A 22,440-nucleotide genomic window follows, 5' to 3' on the forward strand; every position below is an offset into this window, starting at 1 on the left:
CTATACTTCCCGCACTTCATAGCCGCCCACATCAGGTGCTTGCCCCTACTCGAACGATCGTTGCCACCGCGCTCGACGCGGCGAGGCCACGGTCATTGAATTTTGGCAATGCGCCGCGAGCCTGCGAGGGAGAGACGCATGCCGAGTTCCCGCTTGAAGACCTTGTCGATTACGTTGCTTATTGCATCGAGCCTGACGCCCTGGGCGGTGCAGGCGGCCTCACCCGAGCCCGTGAAGGCGGAGCATGGCATGGTGGTCTCCGCCCAGCACCTGGCGTCCGATGTCGGTGTTGCCGTGCTGAAAAGCGGCGGCAACGCGGTGGATGCGGCCGTTGCCGTCGGCTATGCGCTGGCCGTCACCTATCCGACCGCCGGCAATATCGGCGGCGGCGGTTTCATGACGATCCGCTTCAAGGACGGCAAGACGACGTTCCTCGACTTCCGCGAACGCGCGCCGCAAGCTGCGACCAAGACCATGTATCTCGACGCCAAGGGCAATGTCGTCGATGGCCTGAGCACCGAGGGCTATCTCGCCGTCGGCGTGCCGGGGCCGGTCATGGGGTTTGAAGCCGCGCGCAGTCGCTATGGCACCAAGCCGCTTTCCGAATTGATCGCGCCGGCGATCGCACTTGCCAAGGACGGCTTCGTGCTGGAACAGGGCGATATCGATTCCTTCGAGGGCGAAACGGACAGGCTCGCCAAGGACCCGGCCGCCGCCGCCATCTTCCTCAAGGACGGAAAGCCGTTCGTCGCCGGCGAGAAGCTGATCCAGGCCGACCTTGCCGCTTCGCTTTCGAGCATTGCCGAGAAGGGAACCGACGCCTTCTACAAGGGTGCGATTGCCGACCAGATCGTCAAGGCGAGCGCGGAGAAGGGCGGCATTCTGGCGAAAGCAGATTTCGAGCGTTACGCCGTGCGCGAACTGGAGCCGGTCAAGTGCAACTACCGCGGCTATGACATCGTCTCCTCGCCACCGCCGTCCTCCGGCGGCGTGATCATCTGCGAAATCCTCAACGTGCTCGAAGGTTATCCGATTTCCTACATGGGCTATGGCGCCGCCGAGACCGTGCATGTGATGATCGAGGCCATGCGCCACGCCTATGTCGACCGCAACACGGCGCTCGGCGATCCGGACTTCGTCGAGAACCCCGTCAGCAAGCTCACCGACAAGGCCTACGCCGAGGAAATCCGTGGCAAGATCGACCCGTTTCGCGCCGGCGTTTCGGCGACGCTGATCCCCAAGGGCTTCGGCGAAAGCAAGGAGACGACGCACTATTCGATCATCGACGACGAGGGCAATGCCGTCGCCGTCACCTACACGCTGAACGGCTCCTTCGGCGCCGGCGTGGTGGCGCCTGGAACCGGCATTCTGCTCAATAACGAGATGGACGATTTCACCGCCAAACCCGGCGTGCCCAATCTCTACGGGCTGGTGCAGGGCGAGGCCAATGCGATCGCGCCCGGAAAGACGCCGCTGTCGTCGATGAGCCCGACGATCATTTCCAAGGACGGCAAGCCGTTCATGGTGATTGGCAGCCCCGGCGGCGCGCGCATCATCACCATCACGCTGGAAGCGATCCTCAACGTCATCGACCACGGCATGAACATCCAGGAGGCGGTCGACGCACCGCGCATTCACCACCAGTGGCTGCCGGACAAGGTGTTCATGGAGCCTTATGCGCTCTCGCCCGATACCCGCAAGCTGCTGTCAGCTATGGGGCATAACGTCCAGATCGACGAAAGCTGGACGATCTGGGGGCAGGCGACCGGCATTCTCGTCGGCGGCGAGAGCCTGTCTGACCTCAAGGCCGGAGGTGGCGCCCGCTACAATGGCGCGGTCGACAGCCGCATCGGCGCGGGCGCTGCGCGCGGCTACTAGAGCCCGCGCGAAACGGCGCACAAGCCGTGCCTTGGCACCGATTAAGGGCGGCGGATCGCCGGTTCGCCGCTCGATTTTGCGCATGCCCCACCACGTGCTCACGCGAAAAAGATTTGAAAGCGGTTCCGGTTGAATTTATTATGTTTTCAGAGCGTGCGACCGCACGCGATCGTACGCTTTGGCCAAGCTTCATTCGTGGAGGTTGTCATGGCACTGATGGAAGGAAAGAAAGCACAGGACTGGATCAATCTGGTTCTTGCAATCTGCCTGTTCGTCTCCCCCTGGATCATGGGTTTCGTTGTCGAGAGCGTTCCGGCCTGGAACGCCTGGGGCGCCGGCGTCGTGCTCGGCGTTCTGGCGATCGCGACGCTTGCCATGTTTGCGGAATGGGAAGAATGGGCAAGCCTCATCGTCGGGCTCTGGCTGATCGCTTCACCCTGGCTGCTCGGTTTCTCGACCAGTCCCAACCCCATGTGGACGCATGTCGTCCTCGGGGCGCTGGTGACCGTGCTCGCGATCTGGGCCGTCTGGGACGAACGTCAGCATCCGCATGCGCATGCATGACGATGAGTAAGGAAAGGTCGCGGCCCGGCGCCGCAGCGCCGGGCCGCGAGCAAATCTGAAAACCGCGAGGAGCCATCCTCTTCGGATTCGCGTGATTTCAAACCTCAGGTCCCTTCGAACCGTCCAAACGGGTCGGCGCATCGGCCCCCCCCTTATGGTGCCTCCGACAGCGGCGCGCAAAGAGTGCGCTGAGACTTCGCGAGCGGCGGGGTAGGTTCTCGACGGCCCATCGGCAGCGAGGTCGTTGAAGCGGGCTTTGCATTTGCTGAAAATCACTGCCGGCCCGCCATGACACCTTGGTCATTCAGCGATTGCGCGTGCCTGCTGCGCGCACCTGCTGCGCAATTGGATAGTACCAATATAACGCCAATCAGCGACTGTTTCGGAACACGCACGCAACTTGTATTCGCTATCTGTAAGAAATGTAACACGAATTGTTGCGGCTTTGGACGCCGTTCCGGGTGGTTGCGCCGCCGCGACCTGGACAGGTGGTCATGTTTTGGTATTTCTAATATTGGCCGCAAGGAGATGGGCCAAATCGGAAGTGAATACGGAAACGCTATCGGCCCGAGGGCTAGAAAGCCGGCGGGCAACCGGAAAACTGGGAGATTTAAATGAAGCCGAGTTCCATTTTTGCCCCCTCGGGGTCGACCGTGACTACATCGGGAACCCCGCGTTCGGTAAAGGCGCGCAGCGCAAGGCGTCGCCTCCTCGGACTGTTGACAGCGACTGCGTGTCTCATTTCAGCCTTTCCGGCCGGCGCCTTCGACCAGGCCAACGCTGCCCGTATCAAACAGCTGGTCGATACCGGCATGCAGTATTACTGGTCGGGCGGCGACGTAAAAAAGGCGGAAGCTGAAGTCTTCAAGGGCATTACGCTCCATGGCAAGTATGATGTCGTGGAGGAAGCCTTCAAGGAAGCGGCGACGCTCGCGCCTGAGCGGTTGGACTTCCAATATGCCGTTGCGGCGACCCAGATCATCCAGAAGAAACTCGACGACGCCCAGGCGACCTTCCAGGGCATCCTTGGCAAAGACCCGACCGCTTTTGATGCGCAAAGCTGGCTCGAGGCCATTGCCCGTATTCGTGGCGATGAGACCAGCGCGGCGCTTGCCCACCAGGCCCTGGCCGGTCTCGATCGCGAGCGGGCGGAGGAGTACCGCAAGCGGTTCGTTCGGGCAGAACAGATCATGGCTGAAAAGCCGAACTTCGACGTCCCGACCGTGCCAGGCAAAGTCGTGATCGTCGCGCTGGGTTATGCGCTTGCCGATGACGGCAAGGCGCAGCAAACCCTGCTCGACCGGCTTGAGGTGACGTTGAAGGCCGCCGAGGCCAACCCGACAGCGCTTGTCATGGTGAGTGGCGGCGTGCCGAAAAATGGCGTTACGGAAGGTGACGTCATGTCCAAGTGGCTGGTCGACAAGGGTATCAGTCGCGATCGCATCATGATTGAGGACAAGTCGAAAGACACGATCGGCAATGTGATCAATGCCGCCAATCTCCTGGTGCGGCATCAGGCCGACACGGTAATCCTGGTGACCAGTTCGAGCCACATGCGCCGCGCGCGCACGGTCATGGAGGATGCCTTGAAGCAGCGCGACCTGCCATCGGCCGTGGTGCCGCTGAATGCACTGGACGCGCCAACCCAGGATGAAGCCGCAAAGGTCGGGGCTGACGAGCGACTGGTCATTTACCGTGATCTGATGCGTGTTTCGGGCGTATGGGCCTATCCGGGGCTGCAGCAGTAGCCATCGAAACATCCCCTGAAACCTGATGCTTGCGCGTCCCACCCTTGCATTTAGGGGTGGGACGCGTGCGTTTCTGGCTCAGTTTGAGAATGCGCCGGTCGCGTGTATGGCACGCAGGAAGAGGCTGCGTACTCCCCCACTTCAACATAATGCTTCCCATCGGTCCTGCTTTGCCCTAGAAGGCGCGCCGTAATCCGGTCGCAGCCTACCCGGTCAAAACAAGGACACCTATCATGAAGACAATCGTCATCTGCTCCGGCGGATTGGACTCGGTATCGCTTGCCCACAAGGTCGCAGCCGAGCAAGAACTCATTGGCCTGCTCTCCTTCGACTATGGCCAGCGACACCGCAAGGAACTGGACTATGCCGTCGCCTGCGCAAAGCGGCTCGGCGTTTCGCATCAGATCATCGACATCCGCGCGATCGGCGCCCATCTCACCGGATCGGCATTGACGGACGATGTCGACGTGCCCGACGGGCACTATGCCGAGGAAACGATGAAAGCGACGGTGGTTCCGAACCGCAACGCCATCATGCTCGCCATCGCCTTCGGGTTGGCAGCGGCGCAGAAGGCGGATGCGGTGGCCGTCGCCGTGCATGGCGGCGACCATTTCATCTATCCCGACTGCCGTCCCGGCTTCATCGACGCGTTTCAGGCGATGCAGAACCAGGCGCTCGACGGTTACGCCGACGTCAGGCTCTACGCGCCCTATGTGACGATCTCCAAGGCGGACATCGTCACCGACGGTGCGAGCCACCAGACGCCCTTCGAAGCGACTTGGTCCTGCTACAAGGGCGGCGCGCGCCATTGCGGGCGCTGCGGCACCTGCGTCGAGCGGCGCGAAGCTTTTCACCTGGCCGGGGTCGGCGACCCGACCGACTACGAGGATCCGGATTTCTGGGTGGCGGCGACGTCGGCCTTTGCGGCCGAGGAGGTGAAGTGATGTTCCGGATCACCAAGGAATTCCATTTCTCGGCCTCGCACCAACTGAAGAGCCTGCCGGCTGACCATCAATGTGCGCGGCTGCACGGCCACAACTACGTCGTCGAAGTCGAACTTGCCGGCGCCGAGCTCAACGAACACGGCTTCGTGCGCGACTATCACGAGCTTTCGCCGCTGAAGCGCTACATCGACGAGAGCTTCGACCACCGTCATCTGAACGAGGTTCTCGGCCACGACCGGGTGACGGCCGAATGCCTGGCGAAGCATTTCTACGAATGGTGCAAGGCAAGGCTGCCGGAAACGTCGGCGGTGCGGGTTAGCGAGACGCCGAAGACCTGGGCGGAATACCGGCCATGACCGGGCGGGAAGAAGCGCGCATCCGTGTCAGCGAAATCTTCGGACCGACGATCCAGGGCGAGGGCATCCTGATCGGGCTGCCTACCGTGTTCGTGCGCACGGGCGGCTGCGATTATCGCTGCAGCTGGTGTGACACGCTGCACGCGGTCGATAGCGAATATCGTGAGCAATGGCTGCCGATGGGTGTCGAGGAGATCTGGCAGGAGGTCGTCAAGCTTTCCGGCGGCAAGCCGCTGACGGTCTCGCTTTCCGGTGGAAACCCGGCGATCCAGCCGCTGGCGCCCCTGATCGCACGCGGACGCGAGGAGGGGTACCGCTTCGCGCTGGAGACGCAGGGCAGCCTCGCCAAGGACTGGTTTGCCGATCTCGACGTACTGGTCTTGAGTCCGAAGCCGCCGTCGAGCGGCATGGAGACGGATTGGCATGCGTTCGACGACTGTCTTCGCATGGCAGTGGATGGGCCGGACGTGGCGCTGAAGATCGTCGTCTTCGACGAACGCGACTATGCCTATGCCCGGGACGCGGCGGCCCGGTACCCCCATCTGCCGCTCTACCTGCAGCCTGGCAACCATACGCCTCCACCCCCTGACGACGACGACGCCAAAGTCGACATCGACGGCATCATCGATCGCATGCTCTGGCTTGTCGGCAAGGTGACGGAAGACCGTTGGTTCGAGGCCCGCGTCCTGCCGCAGCTGCACGTCCTGCTCTGGGGCAACAGGCGCGGGGTGTAGGCGGCAGGCGCGCCCTTACCGCTTGCCGGCAAGCGCCTTCGCGCTTGGATCGCCAATCGGCGGCAGCTATGGTCCTCAAATCAAGACCAATGAGGGGCGTTCATGCAGCTGAAGACGAAACGTGTCTATGAGCCGAAGGCCGATGGCGACGGGATGCGCGTCCTCGTCGATCGCCTCTGGCCGCGCGGTTTGACCAAGGCGGAAGCCGCGGTCGATCTCTGGCTGAAGGACATAGCGCCGACCACGGAGCTGCGCCGCTGGTTCCATGCGGATGAAGGCATGTGGGAAGAGTTTCGCGAGCGCTACCTTGCCGAGCTCGACGGCAATCCGGTGGCAGTTGACCTGTTGCGACAGCGCATTGCTGAGGGCCCGGTGACTTTGCTTTACAGCGTGAAGGATGAGGCCCGCAATCATGCGGAGATCCTCAAAGGCTACATCCTCACCCATCGATAGACGAGGCGCCGGGTTCACGTCATGTCGTTGGAATGGATGCCTCGAATGCGCCGCCGGCGCGCGCAGCGATCCGGCTCCAGTCGCCGTCGAGGGGTAATCCGAAGACGTTGATAAGGGCAGATTCGATTGCCGGTGCATCGAATTCCTGGCGCGTCACGGTGCCGTTCCTGTCACGGATCGTCAGCCGGTTTCCGAGCAGGATGTTACGTGTCTCCTCGGTGGTCAACGTCACCAGCAGGGTCTGTCGGAAAAGCGAATGCGGATCCGTGTATGTCGCGATGTTTGCGATCCGATACGCGTCCTCTCCACAAATGCTCGGCGATACCTCGTAGACCGGTACCCAGTCACGACCAAGTAATGCCTCCAGCACGAAGCCATCGAGCGTTCGGCTGAGACGGAACGGCTCATGTTGCGTCGGTTGCGGCGTGGTCCGGTCGAAACGCAGTGGCGCGGTCGGCACGCAACTGCCGAAGCCGACATCGACCAGATAGCCGACATCGTTCACGAAGACGCGGAGCGCCATGTGCGACCAGGCCGGCGGCGGCGCGCCCGGGGCGCGCATCCACAGGACGCGGGCGATCAAGGGATCCACCCGGTAGCCGAGCGACGTGAGCACGCGCTGCAACAGGCCGTTCTGCTCGAAGCAATAGCCGCCACGCCGGCGGTCGATGAGCTTGGCGTCGACCGCCGCCGGCGAAAGGTCGATCCGGCGGCCGAGAAGCACGTCGATGGCCTCGAAGGGGATCGACGCGGCATGGCGGGCGACGATCCTGCCAAGCGTTGTGAGATCGGGCGAGAGCGGCCTGACATGACCGATGCGGGCGAAGTAGCGGCCGAGGTCGACGGGAAATGGGGCGCTCCGCATGGCTAGAGGCTCCGATAGATGGCGTCGCGAAGATCGTCCGGAAAGCGTCCGTTCATGCCCTCAAAAGCGGTGTTGGTGAGCGCAACGACTGTCAGGCCGCGGGCCGGGTCGATGAACCACTTGTGCCCGTAGGCGCCGTCCCATTGCAGCGTGCCGCGCGACTGCGGTGTTCCCGCCATCTCGGGTTCGACAAGCACGGCGCCGCCGAAACCGAACTCCCACCCGGCGCCGGCGGCCAATCCGCCCGTCCTTGCCTGAATGTCGAACATCGAGCGGGTGCTGGCGGCGTCGAGCACCGGCGAGTGTCCGGTCCTGAGGCTTTCGAGTAGGCGGATCAGGTCGCCTGCCGTGCCTGCCATGCCGGCTCCTCCGGAGGGAAAGGCTCTAGGATTGAAGATCCGGCCGGGCGAGAGGCGCACGGGATTGCCGAAGAAGGGAACCGCGTCGTCGCCAACGAGCCGCCGTGGCCGCGGCGAGGCATCGCCATAGTGGACCACGAGCCTGCGTTTATCGGTCACGGAAAAGGCGGTGTCGTTCATCCCCATCGGGCGTGTGACGAGTGCTGCGATCGCCTCCGGCAGCTTTGATCCCGTCGCCTCTTCGATAACGGCGCCAAGCACGTCGAGGCTCATCGAATAGCCCCAGCCGTGTCCGGGCGGATAGGACAACGGAATGGCGGTGAGCTTGCCGATGAGGGCGGTGAGATCATCGTCGGTGTCGTCGAGGCCGCTGCTGATGGCGTGCCGGCGATAAGGGCCGTCGCCTCGCTCCATGAACACGTAGCTCAAACCGGCACTGTGCGTCAGGAGTTGGCGGATGGTTATCCGAGGCTCGCTGCCGTCCGGCAGCTGCGGCCTGAACGCGGGCAGCCACTCCGACACGATATCGTCGAGACCGATGGTGCCGCGTTGCGCCAGGTTGAGAGCGGCGACCGTGACGATTGGCTTTGCGACCGAGGAGAGGAGGAAGATGCTGTCCTCGGTCATCGGCCGGTCGGCCTCGCGGTCCCCAAGCCCGGCGGCATGTCGGTAGCCGGGCTCGCCGTCGATAAGGATCTCGACGACTGTGCCGACGATGCGCTGTTCATCCAGGGCTTCCGCGATTACCCGGTCGAGTTCGGCCTTCAGCCGCGTTCTGCGCTCCGATCTTCCTTGTCTTGTCGCATCCATGATCGTCTCCTGTGCTTCTCGAAACTGCGGCCCGGTCGACGCTTCAGGGCGAAATTCGGGCTCCCGGACAAAGGCAAAGCCCGTTCGCAGCGAAAGTCGATCGTCTGTTCCCGTATGGGAGGCATACGCGCCTGCACGAGGCAGCCGTCGTCGTCCGGCGCTAAAAACGGTGCGACAACGTCAGATGGAGTCGGGTTGATGAACACAAACAATCTGGGATTTGCAGGCAAAGTCGCCTTAGTCGCAGGCGCCAGCAAGGGTATCGGCGCGGCCACCGCCCGCGCCTTTGCGCAGGCCGGCGCATCCGTTGTCCTTCTTTCCCGCTCGCAGCCGGCGGTCGAGGCGTTGGCGGTTTCCATCCGCCAGGCGGGCGGCGACGCACTGGCGATCGCTGCCGATGTCGGCGACGAGAGTGCCATGAAGCAGGCGCTTGCAAGTGTGATGCAGCACTATGGCCGGCTCGACGCCGCCTTCAACAATGCGACGGATGGAACCATGCCGGCCTCGCTTGCCGATCTCGATATCGCAGGGTTCGATCGCGGCATCCGCACCAACATTCGCGGCACCTTTCTCGGCATGCGTTACCAGATCGAGGCGATGGCGAGGGGCGGTGGCGGTGCGATCGTCAACATGGCGTCGGTTGCCGGCATCAACGGCACCTCTGGGCTTTCCGCCTATGTCGGTGCGAAGGCTGGGATCATCGGGCTGACCAAGGCGGCGGCGCTGGACTATGCCGACCAGGGCATCCGGATCAATGTCGTTGCGCCCGGGCCGATCCTCACCCACCATCTCGAGGCCGCCGGCGCGGACATCCAGCGGCACGCAGCACTTTCGACGCCGATGCGCCGGCTTGGCCGGATGGAGGAGGTGGCCGCAAGTGTCCTCTGGCTCTGTTCCGATGCGGCGAGTTACATCACCGGCGTGGTACTGCCGATCGACGGGGGCATGACGGCGGGCACGAAAGTGCCTATGAATTACCGTCGAGGCGAGCCGCCTCGGCCGGCTGAACCCTGAGGTGCCTGTGGACTGGGAAGAACTCCATCTTGTTCAGCACTTGGTCCGCCACGGCTCGCTGAGTGCAGCCGCCCGTGCGATGGGCACCACGCAACCGACGCTCAGCCGTCGCCTCGAGGCTTTTGAGCAGAAGACGCGCAAAACACTGTTCGAGCGGCAACCGGGCGGCCTCGTGCCGACCGCCGTGTGCCTCTCCATCCTTTCTGCGCTCGAGCACATGGAGGCGAACGCGCTTGCGGTGGAACGGCGCCTTGCGGTGCAGGACGACGCACTAGAAGGCACCATCACCGTGACCAGCCTCGACTGGATCGGAGACTACCTCCTGGCGCCGATCCTGACCAAGTTTGCAGCAATGCATCCCGGCGTCAGCATTCACCTTTTGAACGATGGCCGGCGCTTCAACCTGTCCCGGCGGGACGCGGACATCGCCTTGCGTTTCGGCAGTTTCGACCAAAACGATATCGTCGAGCGCAAGGTTGCCGATGTCGCCTACGGCCTGTTTGCAACAGAGGCCTACCTTGATCGTTTCGGCCATCCGGATGTTGCGGGCGAAGGCAGGAACCAGACGATTGTCGAGCTGGTGGAGGTGCCTGTGCGGGTATCGCTCTCGACCTGGCTGAAAGATCTTTTGCCGGAGGCGAGAGTGCTGCTGCGCACGAATTCGATCCGCTCGCAATTGAGTGCGGTTGAGACCGGACAGGCACTTGCCACGCTGCCGCACTTTATCGCCGCCGGCCGGAATGGGCTTGTGGCCCTTGACCTCGGCGTTGCCGCGCCGGTTCTGCCGCTGAAGCTCGGTGTTCACCGGGAATTACGTGAATTGCCGCGGGTGCGAAAGCTCATGGATTTTGCCGTATCGCAGTTCGCGCCCCTGCGGGTGAGCCTCAACCCGTCAGGCTGAAGCGCCGGCGGACCAAGGCGCGACGCGTTTGCTGGGCACCGCAACGAATGCGCGAAATTTTCTTGGCTGTCGATGTCGGGAGATGACGACGTCATGCGTCTTAATCTCGAAGGCGGTGCACAACCGCGCTGACAACAAGGAGATTGAGAATGTTTCGTACCGCTTTGATCGCTGGCGCCCTGCTCATGTCCGGCACTGCCTTTGCCGAGGCTGAGACCGTCGAAGTCAACGGCATGAAGATGTATTACGAGGTCTCGGGCGAGGGCGAGCCGCTGGTCGTGCTACACGGCGCCTACATGAACATTCCCTCGATGGGTGCGATCATCCCGAAGCTGGCCGAGACCCACAAGGTCTATGCAATCGAGTTCCAGGGCCATGGCCGCACCACCGATATCGATCGCCCGATCACCTATCCGAACCTCGCGGACGACGTCGCCACCTTCATGGATGCGGTGAAGCTGGAGAAGGCCGATGTCTTCGGCTACTCAATGGGTGCGGCTGCCGGCCTGCAGTTGGCGATCCGCCATCCGGACAAGGTGAACAAGCTAGCCGCCGCGTCCGTCGGCTACGATGCAGAGGGCTGGCAGCCGGAATTCAAAGCATTCATCCCGCAGATGACTGTCGAGATGTTCGTCGGCATGCCCTTTGCCGAAGACTACCGCAAGCTCGCCGCCAATCCGGATGGGTTTCCCGATCTGGTCAAGAAGCTGATCCAGCTCGAAAAAGAACCGATGGCCTGGGAGCCGGATGTCAAGGCACTGAAGACCCCGGTTCTCGTCATCGCCGGCGATGCCGATGTGGCGACGTTGGAGCACACGGTGGCACTGTTCCGCCTGCTTGGTGGCGGCGCCATGGGCGACATGGGAAAGCCGCTGTCGCCTTCGCGGCTCGCGATCCTGCCGGCGACGTCGCACACCGCCGTCATCAACCAGACGGAACTGTTGGAGGCTTTCATCGAGCCCTTCCTGAAGGGTGAAACGCCGAAGGGCATGTTCCCGTGACAATAACGAACGGCGCCATCCTCGCAGGTGGCGCCGTTCTGCCATGGTGGATATTCTCTAGCGCAGGCGCCTGCCGTCCGCGTCGAACACCAGAGCGGCCGTGGGTTCGAAGCGGGCGGCGATGCTGTCGCCGGACTTCAGGCCGCGGCCGTTTTTCGTTTCGATGATGATCAGTTCGCCGTCGCCGTGCCGCGCATAGGCAAAGGTCTCGCCGCCCAGATGCTCCAGCATGTCGATCGTCAGCTCGAGGCTCGCCGAGCCACTGTCGCCGAAATGCTCCGGGCGAATGCCGATGGTGACGGTGCTGCCGGGCGTTGCGTCCTTGACCGCAATCGGCAGCGTCGCATTGCCGAAATCCGGCAGGCGGACATGCTTTTCCCCGCCGGCGCCCGTTTCGACGATCCCTTTCAAAAAGTTCATCTTCGGCGAACCGATGAAACCGGCGACGAAGAGATTGGCCGGATCGTCGTAGAGGTCGAGCGGCGAGCCGACCTGCTCGACCACACCGCCGCGCATGACGACGATCTTGTCGGCAAGCGTCATCGCCTCGACCTGGTCGTGGGTGACGTAGACGATCGTGGTCTGAAGCTTCTTGTGCAACCTGGCGATCTCGATGCGCATGTGCACCCGCAATTCCGCATCGAGGTTCGACAGCGGCTCGTCGAAGAGAAAGATCTTCGGATGCCGCACAATCGCCCGGCCGATCGCCACGCGCTGGCGCTGACCGCCGGAGAGCTGCTTCGGCTTGCGGTCGAGCAGCGGTCCGAGTTCCAGGATGTTCGCGGCCTCGCCGACCCGTTGCGCGATCTCGGCCTTGGGCACACCGGCAAAACGCAGCGCAAAGCCCATGTTCTCCCGCACCGTCATATGCGGGTAGAGCGCATAGGACTGGAACACCATGGCGATGCCGCGCTTCGACGGATCGACATCGTTCATGCGCTCGCCGCCGATGGTGAGATCACCTGAGGTGATCTCCTCGAGACCGGCGATCATTCGAAGCAGGGTCGACTTGCCGCAACCGGACGGCCCGACAAAGACGACGAATTCGCCGGCCTTGATGTCGAGGTCGACACCTTTGATGACCTCGAAGGTGCCATAGGACTTTCTGACGTCTTTAAGTTGGAGTTCGCTCATGCAGCCGCCGCCTCGTCCGACACCGCCGAAAGCTCCAGCCTCACGGTTCCAAGCCGCGTCGAGGTCACCGCGACGGCGATGCCGCCGGCAGCACCCGTCGTTTCCAGCCAGAAGCCGGTCGAACCGCCCTGGAAGATCAGGCGATCGGGGCCGAGCAGGCGGGCAGGGCCGGTGACTGTCACGTCGACCGCGTCATTGAGGAAGGGCAGGATGTTGCCGGCCTGATCGAGCGCGCGCACGATCACCCGCACGCTGTCGCGCCCTTCGGCCCGAAGCGCCGTGCTGTCGGGGACGACTTCCAGCGCCGTTGGCACCGGATCGGCGACCATGCGGAGGTTGGCGACGGGCTCGCCGTCGATAAAGCCGGTGAAGGCTGCGTCTTCCCACTTCATGCCCCAGACGCCGAGTTCGTCCTTGGTGAAGTGGCGATGGTCGATGACGACGGGCGGATGCGGCAGATGCGGGAAGTTCTCGCGGTCCGGGCCGACGCGTTTGACGAGCGAGCCGTATTTCAGCTCGACCTCGTCGCAATTGGTGAGCACGATCAACGGCAGCACGCCGCCGATATTGCGCTCGCCACGGGCCCAGAAGGTGACCGGCTTCATCACCACGCCCTCCGACGGTTCGCCTTGGCTGGCATAGACATAGGCTGCGAATTTCGGCTGGCGGAACATGTCCATGACACCGTGATAGCAGATCCGGTCGCCGGAGCCGAAGTCCTTGTGGGTGTTGTAGTCGAACATGCACCAGCCGACGGCGCCGGAAATGCTCGGGTCGCCATAGGCTGCGTTCAGCACTTCCAGATGCCGGCGCACATGCTCGGCCTGTCTCTGCTCCTGGTCGTAGATCTTCGTCGGAAACATGTGACCGCCGAATTCGGTGATCATATAGGGGACCTTGCGGGTGAGACCGGTGCATTCCTGTTGCGGCCGCAGCGCCGTGCGCGGGCGGTTCGCGCCCGGCAGTTCCTCGTTGCCGAGGATGAAGTCGTTCATGGTGTAGACGTCTTCGAGGTACTCGCTGTCGGTGATGTAGCGCACGCCGCCGGTCTGCCGCGTCGGGTCGAGTTCGCGCGCCAGCCGGTTGGTCTCGGCGTAGAAATCATGCGAGTCCTGGGATTCGTTGATGCGCACGCCCCAGATGATGATCGACGGATGGTTCCAGTCGCGCTCGATCATGCGGCGGACATTCTTGATCGCTTCCTGCTTCCAGCTGTCGCCGCCGATATGCTGCCAGCCGGGGATTTCCTCGAACACCAGCAGGCCGATGCGGTCGCAATGGTCGAGGAACCATTTTGACTGCGGATAGTGCGAGGTGCGCACGAGATTGCAATGCAGCGTGTTCTTCAGGAGTTCCGCGTCGCGCTCCTGTGCCGTACGGCCCATGGCGTAGCCGACATAGGGGAAGGCCTGGTGGCGGTTGAGGCCGCGGATCTTGAGCGGTCGGCCGTTGAGCTTGAATCCCTCGGTGGTGAATTCGGCCGTGCGGAAGCCGAAGCGCGACGACAGCCGGTCGCTGCCACGGTCGCTGCGCAGTTGCGCCTCGACTTCATAGAGAACGGGGCTGTCGATATCCCAGAGCGAAAGGCCTTTCAGCCCCTTGAGCTCAAGGGTGACGCTCTCGCCGCGGCTTTCGCCGGCAACTTCCGCCAGCACCTTGCCGTTCGCGTCCTTGAGCAGCGCGGTGATTGTGCCCGTGAAGGCCAATCCTTGCGGATTGGCGAGGTCGCAACGGATCGAGACGGACTTGGTTTCGCTCAGCGCATCGCGGGTCTCGATTTTGAGATTGGCGATCGAAACGGCATCGGTGACCTTCAGCCAGACGTCGCGATAGATGCCGGCATAGGTGAGATAGTCGATGCGACCGCCGAAAGGCGGGATCTCGGGGTTCTCGCTGCCGTCGATCTTGACGGTGATCAGGTTGTCGCCCTCCCGCAGCTTCTCCGTCAGCCGCGCTTCGAAAGGCGTGTAACCGTCCTTGTGGGCGATGATCTCTTCGCCGTTGAGATAGACGACGGCGTCGGCCATGGCGGCGTCGAAGACGAGCGAGACTTCGCGGCCGTGAAACTCCCGACGCCAGGCGAGCACCTTCTGGTAGGTGAAGGCGCGCTGATAGGAGGTCTCGTCGAAATAGTTGAACGGCAGTTCGACCGCATTGTGCGGCAGGCTGACCGGCTTGCCCACCTGCAGGCGTCCGGCGCTTGCCGCATCGAAGCCTTCGGAGAAAATCCAGGTGTCGTTGAAAGAGGTAACAGAACGCATGATCATTCCTATTTGACTGAGCCCAGCATTCCCTGGACGAATTGGCGTTGCAAGAAGAAGAAGACCGCGAGGGTGGGAAGCGTCGCGAGAATGGTGCCGACCATGACGACGCCGTAGTCGGGGTAGTAGGCAGACGCGAGAGAGGAGATGACCAGCGTGATCGTCTTCTGCTCGTTCGACTGCAGCACGATCAGCGGCCAGAGATAGTTGTTCCACGCCGTCATGAAGACGATGATGAAGGCGGCCGCATAGGTCGAGCGCATCACCGGCACGTAGATGAACAGGAAGATCTGCCATTCCTTGAGGCCGTCGACCTTGGCCGCGTCGCGCAGTTCTGACGGGAACGCCTTGGTGGTCTGGCGGAAATAGAAGACGATGAAGGCCGAGCCGATCGTCGGCAGCACGACGGCAAGGTGCGTGTTGATCAGGCCCGCCTTGCCCATCATGATGAAGAGCGGGATCATCAGCGCCGCAAACGGGATCATCATCGTGATCAGCATGGCGCTGTATATCCGATCGCGGTGGCGCGAGCGGAACATCTCGAAGCCATAGCCGGCAAGCGACGAGACGGCGAGCGTCAGCACCGTCGCCAGAATGGCGATCTTGGCCGAATTCCAGAAGACCAGCGGTGCGTTCACCTGGGTGAAGAAGGTGTCGATGTTGGTGGCAAGCGCGCTGCCCGGCATCATCCTGCCCTTGATGATGTCGATCGACGAATTGGTTGCGCCGAGAAGCATCCAGACGAAGGGAAAGATCGAGAGAAAGGCCATCAGCCCGACGAAGCCGTAGGTGACGATGGTGCCGGCGATACGTGTGGTTCCGTTGCTCATCGGTCGCGCTCCCGTGCTGCGAAGAACTGGAGGCAGGCAAGCAGCGCGACGAGCACGACGATCACATAGGAGACCGTCGCCGCGTAGCCGAAATTCGGCATGAAGCGGAAGGTCAGGTTGTAGATGTAGAGCGAGAGCGTCAGCGTCGCGTTCGACGGGCCACCCTTGCCTTCGGTCAGGTTATAGACCTCGTCGAAGAGCTGGATCGTGCCGATCGTCGAAATGATCGTCGTGAACAGGATGACGGGTTTCAACAGCGGGATGGTGATGTGGGTGAACCGCGCCCAGGCGGGCACGCCATCGATCCGGGCGACCTCATAGATCGACTTGTCGATGTTCTGCATCGCCGCGAGGTAGAAGATCATGTTGTAGCCGGTCCAGCGCCAGGTGATCGCGATGATGACGAGTGTTTTTGCCCAGAAGGGATGCGTCAGCCACGGGATCGGCGAGGCGATGAGGCCGATTGCCTCGAGCGTCGAATTGACGATGCCGTCGAGCGCGAACATGCCCTTGAACAGCACCGAATAGGCAACGAGCGAGGTGACGCAGGGCAGGAAGATGGCGGTGCGGAAGAAGCCGCGGCCAACGAGTTTGGGGTTGTTGAGCAGTGACGCCAGGATCAGCGCCAGGAGGATCATGATCGGCACCTGCACGACGAAATAGGTCAGCGTGTTGGTGAGGGCCTTGATGAAGACCGGATCGTTCCAGAGGCGGACGATGTTGGCGAAGCCGGCGAATTTCAGCATCATGCCGCGGCCGGACTGGAACGACATCCACAGCGACCAGACGATCGGATAGATCATGAAAAGGGCGATCAGCCCGAGCGCCGGCGCGACGAAGAGCCAGCCATTGACGTTGTAGTATCGGCCGATGCCGCCGCGACGCGCGAGAGCCATCATCATCCCCATGAATAGCAGGAGCCGTTGGCCGCGGTGTGTTACCGCGGCCAGGAGCAATGCAGACGATCGCCGTGGCGATTACTGGACCTGTGCGCTGACCTCGGCGTCGATCGCCTTCAGGATGTCATCGACGGGCGTCCCCTGCTGCAGCGCCGGAAGCTGTGCGGTAACGGCCGTGTCCGCCTCGTTGGTGAAGACGCCGTAGTTGACCGAGGGAACCTTCGCGAGCCAGTCGGAGAAGTTCTGCCAGACCTTCTCGCCGCCGAAGAAGGCATCGGCCTCGCCATAGGCGGCCCCGCCGCGGGCGGCGAGCAACGAGCCGACAGCGCCGCGATCGGTCAGGATCGTCTGGTAAAAATCGACGTCCTTGGCGTAGACCTCGTTCAGGAAGTCGATCGCTTCGGTCTTTTCGGCCGAGCCTTCAAGCACGTACCAGCTCGAGCCGCCGAGGTTGGAAGCATGCGTTGCGCCGTCGATGGACAGCGCCGGGATCGGCGCCACGCCCCACTTGCCGGACTGGTCCGGCTGCGCCTTGACCGTGCCGGTGATCCAGACGCCGGTGATGACGGTGGCGACATCGCCCGAGGTGAAGGTCCCGACCCAATCGGACCAGCCAGCGGCCGGCTTGTAGATGTTGGCGGCCATGATTTTGTTGATCGTTTCCAGCGACGCCTTCAACGCCGCGTTGCCGGTGATGTTGGCCTTGCCTTCCTTGTCGAAATACCATTGCCCGGCCGATTGCATGATGATGCGCACGAGGCCCGCGTCGGTTGGGTCGAGGCCCATCATCTTCTTGCCGGTCTTGGCCTCGACCTGCTTTCCGATCTCGATGAAGCGGTCCCAGGTGATGCCTTGCATGTCCTCCGGCTTGAAGCCGGCCTGCTCCAGATAGTCCTTGCGATAGTAGAGCCCGGTGACGCCGGAATCGAACGGCATGCCGTAGACCTGGCCATCCAGCGTCATCAGTTCGACCTTGTAGGGAGCGAAGCCGGAATAATCGACAGTGCCGGAGAGCGGCGCGAAGGCGCCGGGGAAGGACTGCAGATATTTCTGCGCGCCGTAGTCTTCGATCAGAACGATGTCAGGCAGGGCGTCCGCGGTGCCTGACGAAAGGCCGGTCTGCAGCTTCTGCTCGACGTCGGCCTTGGCGAAATCGACGATGTTGAAGGTCACGTCCGGGTGCGTCTTGGTGTAGCGCGCGCCGGCCTCCTTCATGATCGCAACGTTGAAGTTCGGATCCCAGCACCAAATGGTGATTTCCTTGGCCTCGGCGGCCGTGACGGCCAAGAGGCTGGCGCCTGCAAGCGCGATGGCGGCAAAGCGCGGCAGATAGGTACGCATGTCCATTAGTTTCTCCTCCCTCGAAATTCGTTCCCCGAGACGTTCCTCCTGGTCTCGGCGCGGAGTATTTCGCAAAATTCTGGAGAAGGCAATATTTCAGTAAATTTTTACCACGCGTTTTTTACCGACCGTTTTACGCGCCGGCGGCAGCCGTGCTGCCGCGCCAGACGATCTCGGTTCCGAGGATCACCTTCTTCGCGACGTCGCGTCCGGTCAGCCGCTCGACCAGAAGGTCGACGGCCGTCTCGCCGATCACTTCGGCCGGGATCTTAACCGTCGAAAGCGGTGGCCCGAGAAACTGGGCGACAGGAATGTCGTTGAAACTCGCGACGGCGACATCGTCGGGGATCCGCAGGCCCATCTCGTGAATGGCGCGGTAGGCGCCGATCGCCATGTTGTCGTTGCAGGTGACGAGGATCTTGGGCGGATTGGGCTTCGATAGCATCGCCTTGGCGAGCGTATAGCCGCTGTCAGGCGTCAGCTTCTCGACCATGCAGAGTTCGGGGTCGTAAAGGCCGGCCCTCGTCATCCATTGAATGAAGGCGCGGCAGCGGCGTTCCGAATGGATGTCGTCCTTGTCGCGGAAGGCGTCGATCCAGCCGAGAAAGCCGATGCGGCGGTATCCCATGCCGTAAACGCCGTCTAGCAGGCGGTTCATCGCGATCGAGACGTCGCTCATCACACTGTCGTCGACATCATCGTCGGGGGCGAAATCCGCAAAGACCAGATGGCGGCTGTGCCGCCGCAGCCAGTGGACTTCTTCGCCATAGTGGTGGCCGACGGCGACGACGCCGTTCGCCCCCTGCAGGATTGCCGCCTCCGGCAGATTGCCGTTGTGGAAGACTTTCACCACCTCGATCTTCAGAGCCTGACAGCGGTTCTCGATGCCGAGCCGGACGCCGACATAATAGGGGTCGATCAGTTCCTGGGCGGGCTGAAGGAAATGAACCAGCGCGAACTTCAGGCCCTGCATCGGACCGGCGCCACGGCCGCGGTTGCGCGGCGTCGCGTAGTTCAGCGCCTCGGCTGTTTCGATGATCGCCTGCCGCTTCTTGGTCGAGATCGAAAGGGTCGGATCGTAGTTCAGCACCCGAGAGACCGTCGCCGAGGAGACCCCGACAGCCGAAGCGATTTCCTTGATTGTGACCATATCCAATGTCCTGCCCGCCGCCGCGGCCTTCCTTTCGGGCGCGGCGCAATTTTTATTTAGTAAAATTTTGCCTCGGCTTTTTCAATCTCTGGGCGCCTTATTTCGTTCATGGAAAGGAGCGTGGCCGCGCGCCGTCACGCGGCGCGGCCGGTTGCCAGGGCCTGCGCCTGCAGTTCGTAGGAAAGAAACGCCCAAAGTGCTGCGACCGGGCGGGACGCCAGGCCCTGGTCGTCGGCGGCGAAAAGTCCAAGCTCGATCACCGGGGCGGGCGGCAGGCCCTCTTCGGCGCCGAGAACCCGCATCGTGTTGGGACGGATGTTGAGATCGAGGAGAACGGCGATGCCAAGCCCCGCCTCGATCATCGATTGGATGGAGGACAGGCTGGCGCTCGTCAGCACCGTGCGCCAGGGACGTTCCCCGCCCTTCAGCGCTTCGATCATCTTTTGCCGCCAGGTGCAGACCCCGTCGAAGGTGATGAGCGGCAACGGCCCTTCCGCCGGCACCTCGAAACCGCGTGCGGCAACCCACCGGAGCGGCAGTCGCCAGGTAAGGATCGGCTCTCCGCGGATCAGCGCGGGGTCGCCGATCGCGGCATCGAGCTGGCCCTGCGACAGCTTTTCCGACAACACGGTGCTTTCAGTCACCGTCAGTTCGAGTGCCACGTTCGGATGGCATTCGGCGAAGCGCTGCAGCGCCCTTGGCAGCGAGCCCACCGCAATGTCCTCGATCATGCCGAAGCGGATGGGTCCCTGGAGGGCCTGTCCGGCAAGCGCACGTCGGGCGCCGGCGCTGAGCCCCAGCATCTTCTGCGCATAGGGCAAGAGCACATGTCCGGCTTCGGTCAGGCCCATGCCTCTTGCGTTGCGGTTCAACAGTCTCGCGCCGAGATCGTCCTCCAGCCGGCGCAACTGCATGCTGACGGCCGCTTGCGTCCTTGCCAGCCGCTGCGCCGCACCGCTGACGCTGCCGCATTCGGCGGTGACGACGAAGGCGCGCAACAGGGCGATATCCAGATCATGCATATAACGATCCCTTATGGAGGCATCACAATTATTAGCGTTCCTTATTGTGCCGGGATTGCTATGTCTGTTCAAGCCCAAGAGGAGAACGGACATGGCGGAAGCCGAGACGACAGCGGATAGCGCGTGGAGCGAACCGGGTGCGGCGGATGACGCCAGCGGGCGCGTCACGATCGCCATCGTCTTTTGCCTGCTCTCGATGTCGAGCGTGCAGTTTGGCGCCGCACTCTCGAAACCGGCCATGGAAAGCGTCGGCGCCTTCGGCGCGACCTGGCTGCGGCTCTCCTGGGCGGCCGCCTTCCTGCTTATTCTCGTCCGCCCGCCTTTTCTCCGCTACACCCGGGCGCAGTGGATTTCCGGGCTTTCGCTCGGCGCGACGATGGCGGTGATGACGCTCTGTTTCTTCGCGGCGATCGCGCGCATCCCGCTCGGCCTTGCGGTGGCGATCGAGTTTCTCGGTCCCCTGACCGTTGCGGCCGTTTTCGGCGGTCGTGGCTGGCGCCTGCTCTGCCCTCTAATCGCTGCCGCCGGCGTGCTCTGCCTCTCCTGGGACGGTTCCTCCTGGGTTGCGGATACGCGCGGGCTTCTGTTCGCCTTCGGTGCGGCGATCGGCTGGGGCGGCTATATCATCCTGATGAAGCAGGCCGGCCAACGCTTCAAGGGATTGGAGGGGCTTGCCGTTTCGCTGGTCTTTGCCGCGCTGTTTGCGACGCCGTTCGGCCTGCCTCAGGTCCAAGCCGGCTTCTCATTCGACATGCTTTTGATGACGGCCGGGCTTGCCATCCTGGTGCCGCTGCTGCCCTACGCGCTCGAATTCATGGCGCTGCGGCGCATGCAGCCGTCGGCCTTCGGTATCCTGATGAGCCTCGAGCCGGCGATCGGTGCCGGTGCCGGCTTCCTCGTGCTCGGGCAGGCGCTCTCCCTCAACCAAATCTTCGGCGTGGCCCTCGTCATGCTCGCGAGCGCCACGGGGACCTTGCTGGCTGCGAAAGCCTAGCGCGCAGCAGCCAGTCGGCCTTCTGAAAATCCTGGTTGGGTGCCGGCGCCTCAGCGGGCCCTGCGCTCCCTCCAAGCCAACCTCTCGCGAAAAAGAATCGACCGCGTGGCGTGTCACAGGCGAAATGTGCCCCGTTTACAAAAGTAATATTATATGATTTTTTTTATGGGCTGCGTGGAGGCAGCTTTCTTTGGGAGGAAATCATGAAAATCGCCAAGGCACTTGCGAGTGCAACGATCCTTGCTGCCTGCACGTTTGGCAGCGCTTCCGCGGCCGATCTGGTCGTCGGCTTTTCGCAGATCGGCTCGGAGTCCGGCTGGCGCGCCGCCGAGACGACGCTGACCAAGCAGCAGGCCGAGCAGCGCGGCATCGACCTCAAATTCGCTGACGCACAGCAGAAGCAGGAAAACCAGATCAAGGCGATCCGCTCCTTCATCGCGCAAGGGGTGAACGCCATCCTCGTCGCCCCGGTCGTCGCCACCGGTTGGGACGAAGTGCTGCAGGAAGCCAAGGACGCGGAAATTCCGGTCATCCTGCTCGACCGCACGGTCGATTCGTCGAAGGACCTCTACCTGACTGCGGTCACGTCCGACCTCGTGCATGAGGGCAATGTAGCCGGCAAGTGGCTCGTCGACACGACGGCGGGCAAGCCCTGCAACGTCGTCGAGCTTCAGGGCACGACCGGTTCGTCGCCGGCGATCGACCGCAAGAAGGGCTTCGAACAAGCGCTTTCCGGCCACGACAACCTGAAGATCGTCCGCAGCCAGACCGGCGACTTCACCCGCACCAAGGGCAAGGAAGTCATGGAAAGCTTCCTCAAGGCCGAGGACGGCGGCAAGAACATTTGCGCGCTCTACGCCCACAACGACGACATGGCCGTCGGCGCCATCCAGGCGATCAAGGAAGCCGGCTTGAAGCCAGGAAAGGATATCCTTGTCGTGTCGATCGATGCCGTTCCGGATATCTTCCAGGCGATGGCCGCCGGCGAAGCCAATGCCACGGTCGAACTGACGCCGAACATGGCCGGTCCCGCCTTCGATGCGCTTGCCGCATTCCAGAAGGATGGCACGGCGCCGCCGAAGTGGATCCAGACGGAATCTAAGCTCTACACGCAAGCCGACGAGCCGCTGAAGGTCTACGAGGAAAAGAAGGGCCTCGGCTACTGACGTCGGCCGTGGCCCG

At 62.7% G+C, this 22,440-nt stretch carries 21 protein-coding genes; 12 read left to right on the top strand and 9 right to left on the bottom strand.

Annotated features, from left to right (window positions below; genetic code table 11):
• Positions 1-138 precede the first annotated feature (138 nt).
• From ggt to IB267_RS21020, 7 genes are all read left to right on the top strand, one after another.
• A complete protein-coding gene (ggt, locus tag IB267_RS20990; RefSeq protein ID WP_192449398.1) occupies positions 139-1,878 on the top strand; it encodes a gamma-glutamyltransferase in 1,740 nt (579 codons plus the stop codon).
• Between the two features lie 207 nt (positions 1,879-2,085).
• Positions 2,086-2,442, top strand: coding sequence for an SPW repeat protein (locus tag IB267_RS20995; protein WP_043611028.1), 357 nt, complete (start codon positions 2,086-2,088; stop codon positions 2,440-2,442).
• A gap of 614 nt (positions 2,443-3,056) precedes the next feature.
• Complete coding sequence (locus IB267_RS21000) at positions 3,057-4,190, top strand: YdcF family protein (protein WP_192449399.1); 1,134 nt, start codon at positions 3,057-3,059, stop codon at positions 4,188-4,190.
• Positions 4,191-4,423: 233 nt separating this feature from the next.
• A complete protein-coding gene (gene queC, locus IB267_RS21005; protein ID WP_192449400.1) occupies positions 4,424-5,134 on the top strand; it encodes a 7-cyano-7-deazaguanine synthase QueC in 711 nt (236 codons plus the stop codon).
• The gene (gene queD, locus IB267_RS21010; RefSeq protein ID WP_192449401.1) at positions 5,134-5,490 is read left to right on the top strand and encodes a 6-carboxytetrahydropterin synthase QueD; all 357 of its coding nucleotides are present in this window, start codon (positions 5,134-5,136) and stop codon (positions 5,488-5,490) included. The genes queC and queD overlap by 1 nt, the downstream gene beginning before the upstream one ends.
• Positions 5,487-6,224: a 7-carboxy-7-deazaguanine synthase QueE gene (queE, locus tag IB267_RS21015; RefSeq protein WP_192449402.1), complete on the top strand. Its 738-nt coding sequence runs from the start codon at positions 5,487-5,489 to the stop codon at positions 6,222-6,224. The genes queD and queE overlap by 4 nt, the downstream gene beginning before the upstream one ends.
• A 102-nt stretch (positions 6,225-6,326) precedes the next feature.
• Positions 6,327-6,677, top strand: a complete 351-nt coding sequence (locus IB267_RS21020; protein ID WP_192449403.1) for a DUF488 domain-containing protein — start codon at positions 6,327-6,329, stop codon at positions 6,675-6,677.
• Positions 6,678-6,696: 19 nt separating this feature from the next.
• On the opposite strand, the gene IB267_RS21025 is transcribed toward IB267_RS21020, so the two are convergent.
• Together IB267_RS21025 and IB267_RS21030 are read right to left on the bottom strand one after the other, a co-directional pair.
• The gene (locus IB267_RS21025) at positions 6,697-7,542 is read right to left on the bottom strand and encodes an arylamine N-acetyltransferase (RefSeq protein WP_192449404.1); all 846 of its coding nucleotides are present in this window, start codon (positions 7,540-7,542) and stop codon (positions 6,697-6,699) included.
• 2 nt (positions 7,543-7,544) lie between these two features.
• Positions 7,545-8,711: a serine hydrolase gene (locus tag IB267_RS21030; protein ID WP_192449405.1), complete on the bottom strand. Its 1,167-nt coding sequence runs from the start codon at positions 8,709-8,711 to the stop codon at positions 7,545-7,547.
• 198 nt (positions 8,712-8,909) lie between these two features.
• Between IB267_RS21030 and IB267_RS21035 the strand changes: the two genes are divergently transcribed.
• The 3 genes from IB267_RS21035 to IB267_RS21045 all read left to right on the top strand — a co-directional run bounded on the left by IB267_RS21035 (position 8,910) and on the right by IB267_RS21045 (position 11,627).
• On the top strand, positions 8,910-9,725 hold the full coding sequence (locus tag IB267_RS21035) for an SDR family NAD(P)-dependent oxidoreductase (protein ID WP_192449406.1): 816 nt from the start codon (positions 8,910-8,912) through the stop codon (positions 9,723-9,725).
• 7 nt (positions 9,726-9,732) lie between these two features.
• The gene (locus IB267_RS21040; protein ID WP_192449407.1) at positions 9,733-10,626 is read left to right on the top strand and encodes a LysR family transcriptional regulator; all 894 of its coding nucleotides are present in this window, start codon (positions 9,733-9,735) and stop codon (positions 10,624-10,626) included.
• A gap of 149 nt (positions 10,627-10,775) precedes the next feature.
• Positions 10,776-11,627, top strand: coding sequence for an alpha/beta fold hydrolase (locus IB267_RS21045; protein WP_192449408.1), 852 nt, complete (start codon positions 10,776-10,778; stop codon positions 11,625-11,627).
• A 57-nt stretch (positions 11,628-11,684) separates the two neighbouring features.
• Here the strand turns inward: IB267_RS21045 and IB267_RS21050 are convergent, their stop codons facing one another.
• The 7 genes from IB267_RS21050 to IB267_RS21080 all read right to left on the bottom strand — a co-directional run bounded on the left by IB267_RS21050 (position 11,685) and on the right by IB267_RS21080 (position 20,264).
• Positions 11,685-12,761 carry an ABC transporter ATP-binding protein gene (locus tag IB267_RS21050; RefSeq protein ID WP_192449409.1) on the bottom strand — a complete coding sequence of 359 codons (1,077 nt, stop codon included), beginning with the start codon at positions 12,759-12,761 and terminating at the stop codon, positions 11,685-11,687.
• On the bottom strand, positions 12,758-15,022 hold the full coding sequence (locus IB267_RS21055) for a glycoside hydrolase family 2 protein (protein WP_192449410.1): 2,265 nt from the start codon (positions 15,020-15,022) through the stop codon (positions 12,758-12,760). The genes IB267_RS21050 and IB267_RS21055 overlap by 4 nt, the downstream gene beginning before the upstream one ends.
• Positions 15,023-15,030: 8 nt before the next feature.
• Positions 15,031-15,852 carry a carbohydrate ABC transporter permease gene (locus IB267_RS21060; protein WP_192449411.1) on the bottom strand — a complete coding sequence of 274 codons (822 nt, stop codon included), beginning with the start codon at positions 15,850-15,852 and terminating at the stop codon, positions 15,031-15,033.
• Positions 15,849-16,748, bottom strand: a complete 900-nt coding sequence (locus tag IB267_RS21065) for a carbohydrate ABC transporter permease (RefSeq protein ID WP_192449412.1) — start codon at positions 16,746-16,748, stop codon at positions 15,849-15,851. Before IB267_RS21065 ends, IB267_RS21060 begins: the two co-directional genes overlap by 4 nt.
• Positions 16,749-16,829: 81 nt before the next feature.
• Positions 16,830-18,098 carry an ABC transporter substrate-binding protein gene (locus IB267_RS21070; protein ID WP_192449413.1) on the bottom strand — a complete coding sequence of 423 codons (1,269 nt, stop codon included), beginning with the start codon at positions 18,096-18,098 and terminating at the stop codon, positions 16,830-16,832.
• 127 nt (positions 18,099-18,225) lie between these two features.
• Positions 18,226-19,242 (bottom strand): LacI family DNA-binding transcriptional regulator, encoded by a 1,017-nt coding sequence (locus tag IB267_RS21075; RefSeq protein ID WP_192449414.1) that lies wholly within the window; start codon positions 19,240-19,242, stop codon positions 18,226-18,228.
• 134 nt (positions 19,243-19,376) lie between these two features.
• Complete coding sequence (locus IB267_RS21080; protein WP_192449415.1) at positions 19,377-20,264, bottom strand: LysR family transcriptional regulator; 888 nt, start codon at positions 20,262-20,264, stop codon at positions 19,377-19,379.
• Between the two features lie 91 nt (positions 20,265-20,355).
• Here IB267_RS21080 and IB267_RS21085 point away from each other — a divergent pair, with 91 nt between their 5' ends.
• A complete protein-coding gene (locus IB267_RS21085; protein ID WP_192449416.1) occupies positions 20,356-21,258 on the top strand; it encodes a DMT family transporter in 903 nt (300 codons plus the stop codon).
• A 203-nt stretch (positions 21,259-21,461) separates the two neighbouring features.
• Entirely contained in the window at positions 21,462-22,424 is a 963-nt protein-coding gene (gene ytfQ / locus IB267_RS21090; protein WP_192449417.1) for a galactofuranose ABC transporter, galactofuranose-binding protein YtfQ, read from the top strand.
• Positions 22,425-22,440 lie beyond the last annotated feature (16 nt).

The sequence above is a fragment of the Ensifer sp. ENS09 genome (assembly GCF_014852425.1).
Taxonomy (GTDB): Bacteria; Pseudomonadota; Alphaproteobacteria; order Rhizobiales; family Rhizobiaceae; genus Ensifer.

Coding starts and splice junctions, on each gene's coding strand:
- ggt (WP_192449398.1), top strand. CDS start 139: ATGCCGAGTTCCCGCTTGAAGACCTTGTCGATTACGTTGCTTATTGCA.
- IB267_RS20995 (WP_043611028.1), top strand. CDS start 2,086: ATGGCACTGATGGAAGGAAAGAAAGCACAGGACTGGATCAATCTGGTT.
- IB267_RS21000 (WP_192449399.1), top strand. CDS start 3,057: ATGAAGCCGAGTTCCATTTTTGCCCCCTCGGGGTCGACCGTGACTACA.
- queC (WP_192449400.1), top strand. CDS start 4,424: ATGAAGACAATCGTCATCTGCTCCGGCGGATTGGACTCGGTATCGCTT.
- queD (WP_192449401.1), top strand. CDS start 5,134: ATGTTCCGGATCACCAAGGAATTCCATTTCTCGGCCTCGCACCAACTG.
- queE (WP_192449402.1), top strand. CDS start 5,487: ATGACCGGGCGGGAAGAAGCGCGCATCCGTGTCAGCGAAATCTTCGGA.
- IB267_RS21020 (WP_192449403.1), top strand. CDS start 6,327: ATGCAGCTGAAGACGAAACGTGTCTATGAGCCGAAGGCCGATGGCGAC.
- IB267_RS21025 (WP_192449404.1), bottom strand. CDS start 7,542: ATGCGGAGCGCCCCATTTCCCGTCGACCTCGGCCGCTACTTCGCCCGC.
- IB267_RS21030 (WP_192449405.1), bottom strand. CDS start 8,711: ATGGATGCGACAAGACAAGGAAGATCGGAGCGCAGAACGCGGCTGAAG.
- IB267_RS21035 (WP_192449406.1), top strand. CDS start 8,910: ATGAACACAAACAATCTGGGATTTGCAGGCAAAGTCGCCTTAGTCGCA.
- IB267_RS21045 (WP_192449408.1), top strand. CDS start 10,776: ATGTTTCGTACCGCTTTGATCGCTGGCGCCCTGCTCATGTCCGGCACT.
- IB267_RS21050 (WP_192449409.1), bottom strand. CDS start 12,761: ATGAGCGAACTCCAACTTAAAGACGTCAGAAAGTCCTATGGCACCTTC.
- IB267_RS21055 (WP_192449410.1), bottom strand. CDS start 15,022: ATGCGTTCTGTTACCTCTTTCAACGACACCTGGATTTTCTCCGAAGGC.
- IB267_RS21060 (WP_192449411.1), bottom strand. CDS start 15,852: ATGAGCAACGGAACCACACGTATCGCCGGCACCATCGTCACCTACGGC.
- IB267_RS21065 (WP_192449412.1), bottom strand. CDS start 16,748: ATGGCTCTCGCGCGTCGCGGCGGCATCGGCCGATACTACAACGTCAAT.
- IB267_RS21070 (WP_192449413.1), bottom strand. CDS start 18,098: ATGGACATGCGTACCTATCTGCCGCGCTTTGCCGCCATCGCGCTTGCA.
- IB267_RS21075 (WP_192449414.1), bottom strand. CDS start 19,242: ATGGTCACAATCAAGGAAATCGCTTCGGCTGTCGGGGTCTCCTCGGCG.
- IB267_RS21080 (WP_192449415.1), bottom strand. CDS start 20,264: ATGCATGATCTGGATATCGCCCTGTTGCGCGCCTTCGTCGTCACCGCC.
- IB267_RS21085 (WP_192449416.1), top strand. CDS start 20,356: ATGGCGGAAGCCGAGACGACAGCGGATAGCGCGTGGAGCGAACCGGGT.
- ytfQ (WP_192449417.1), top strand. CDS start 21,462: ATGAAAATCGCCAAGGCACTTGCGAGTGCAACGATCCTTGCTGCCTGC.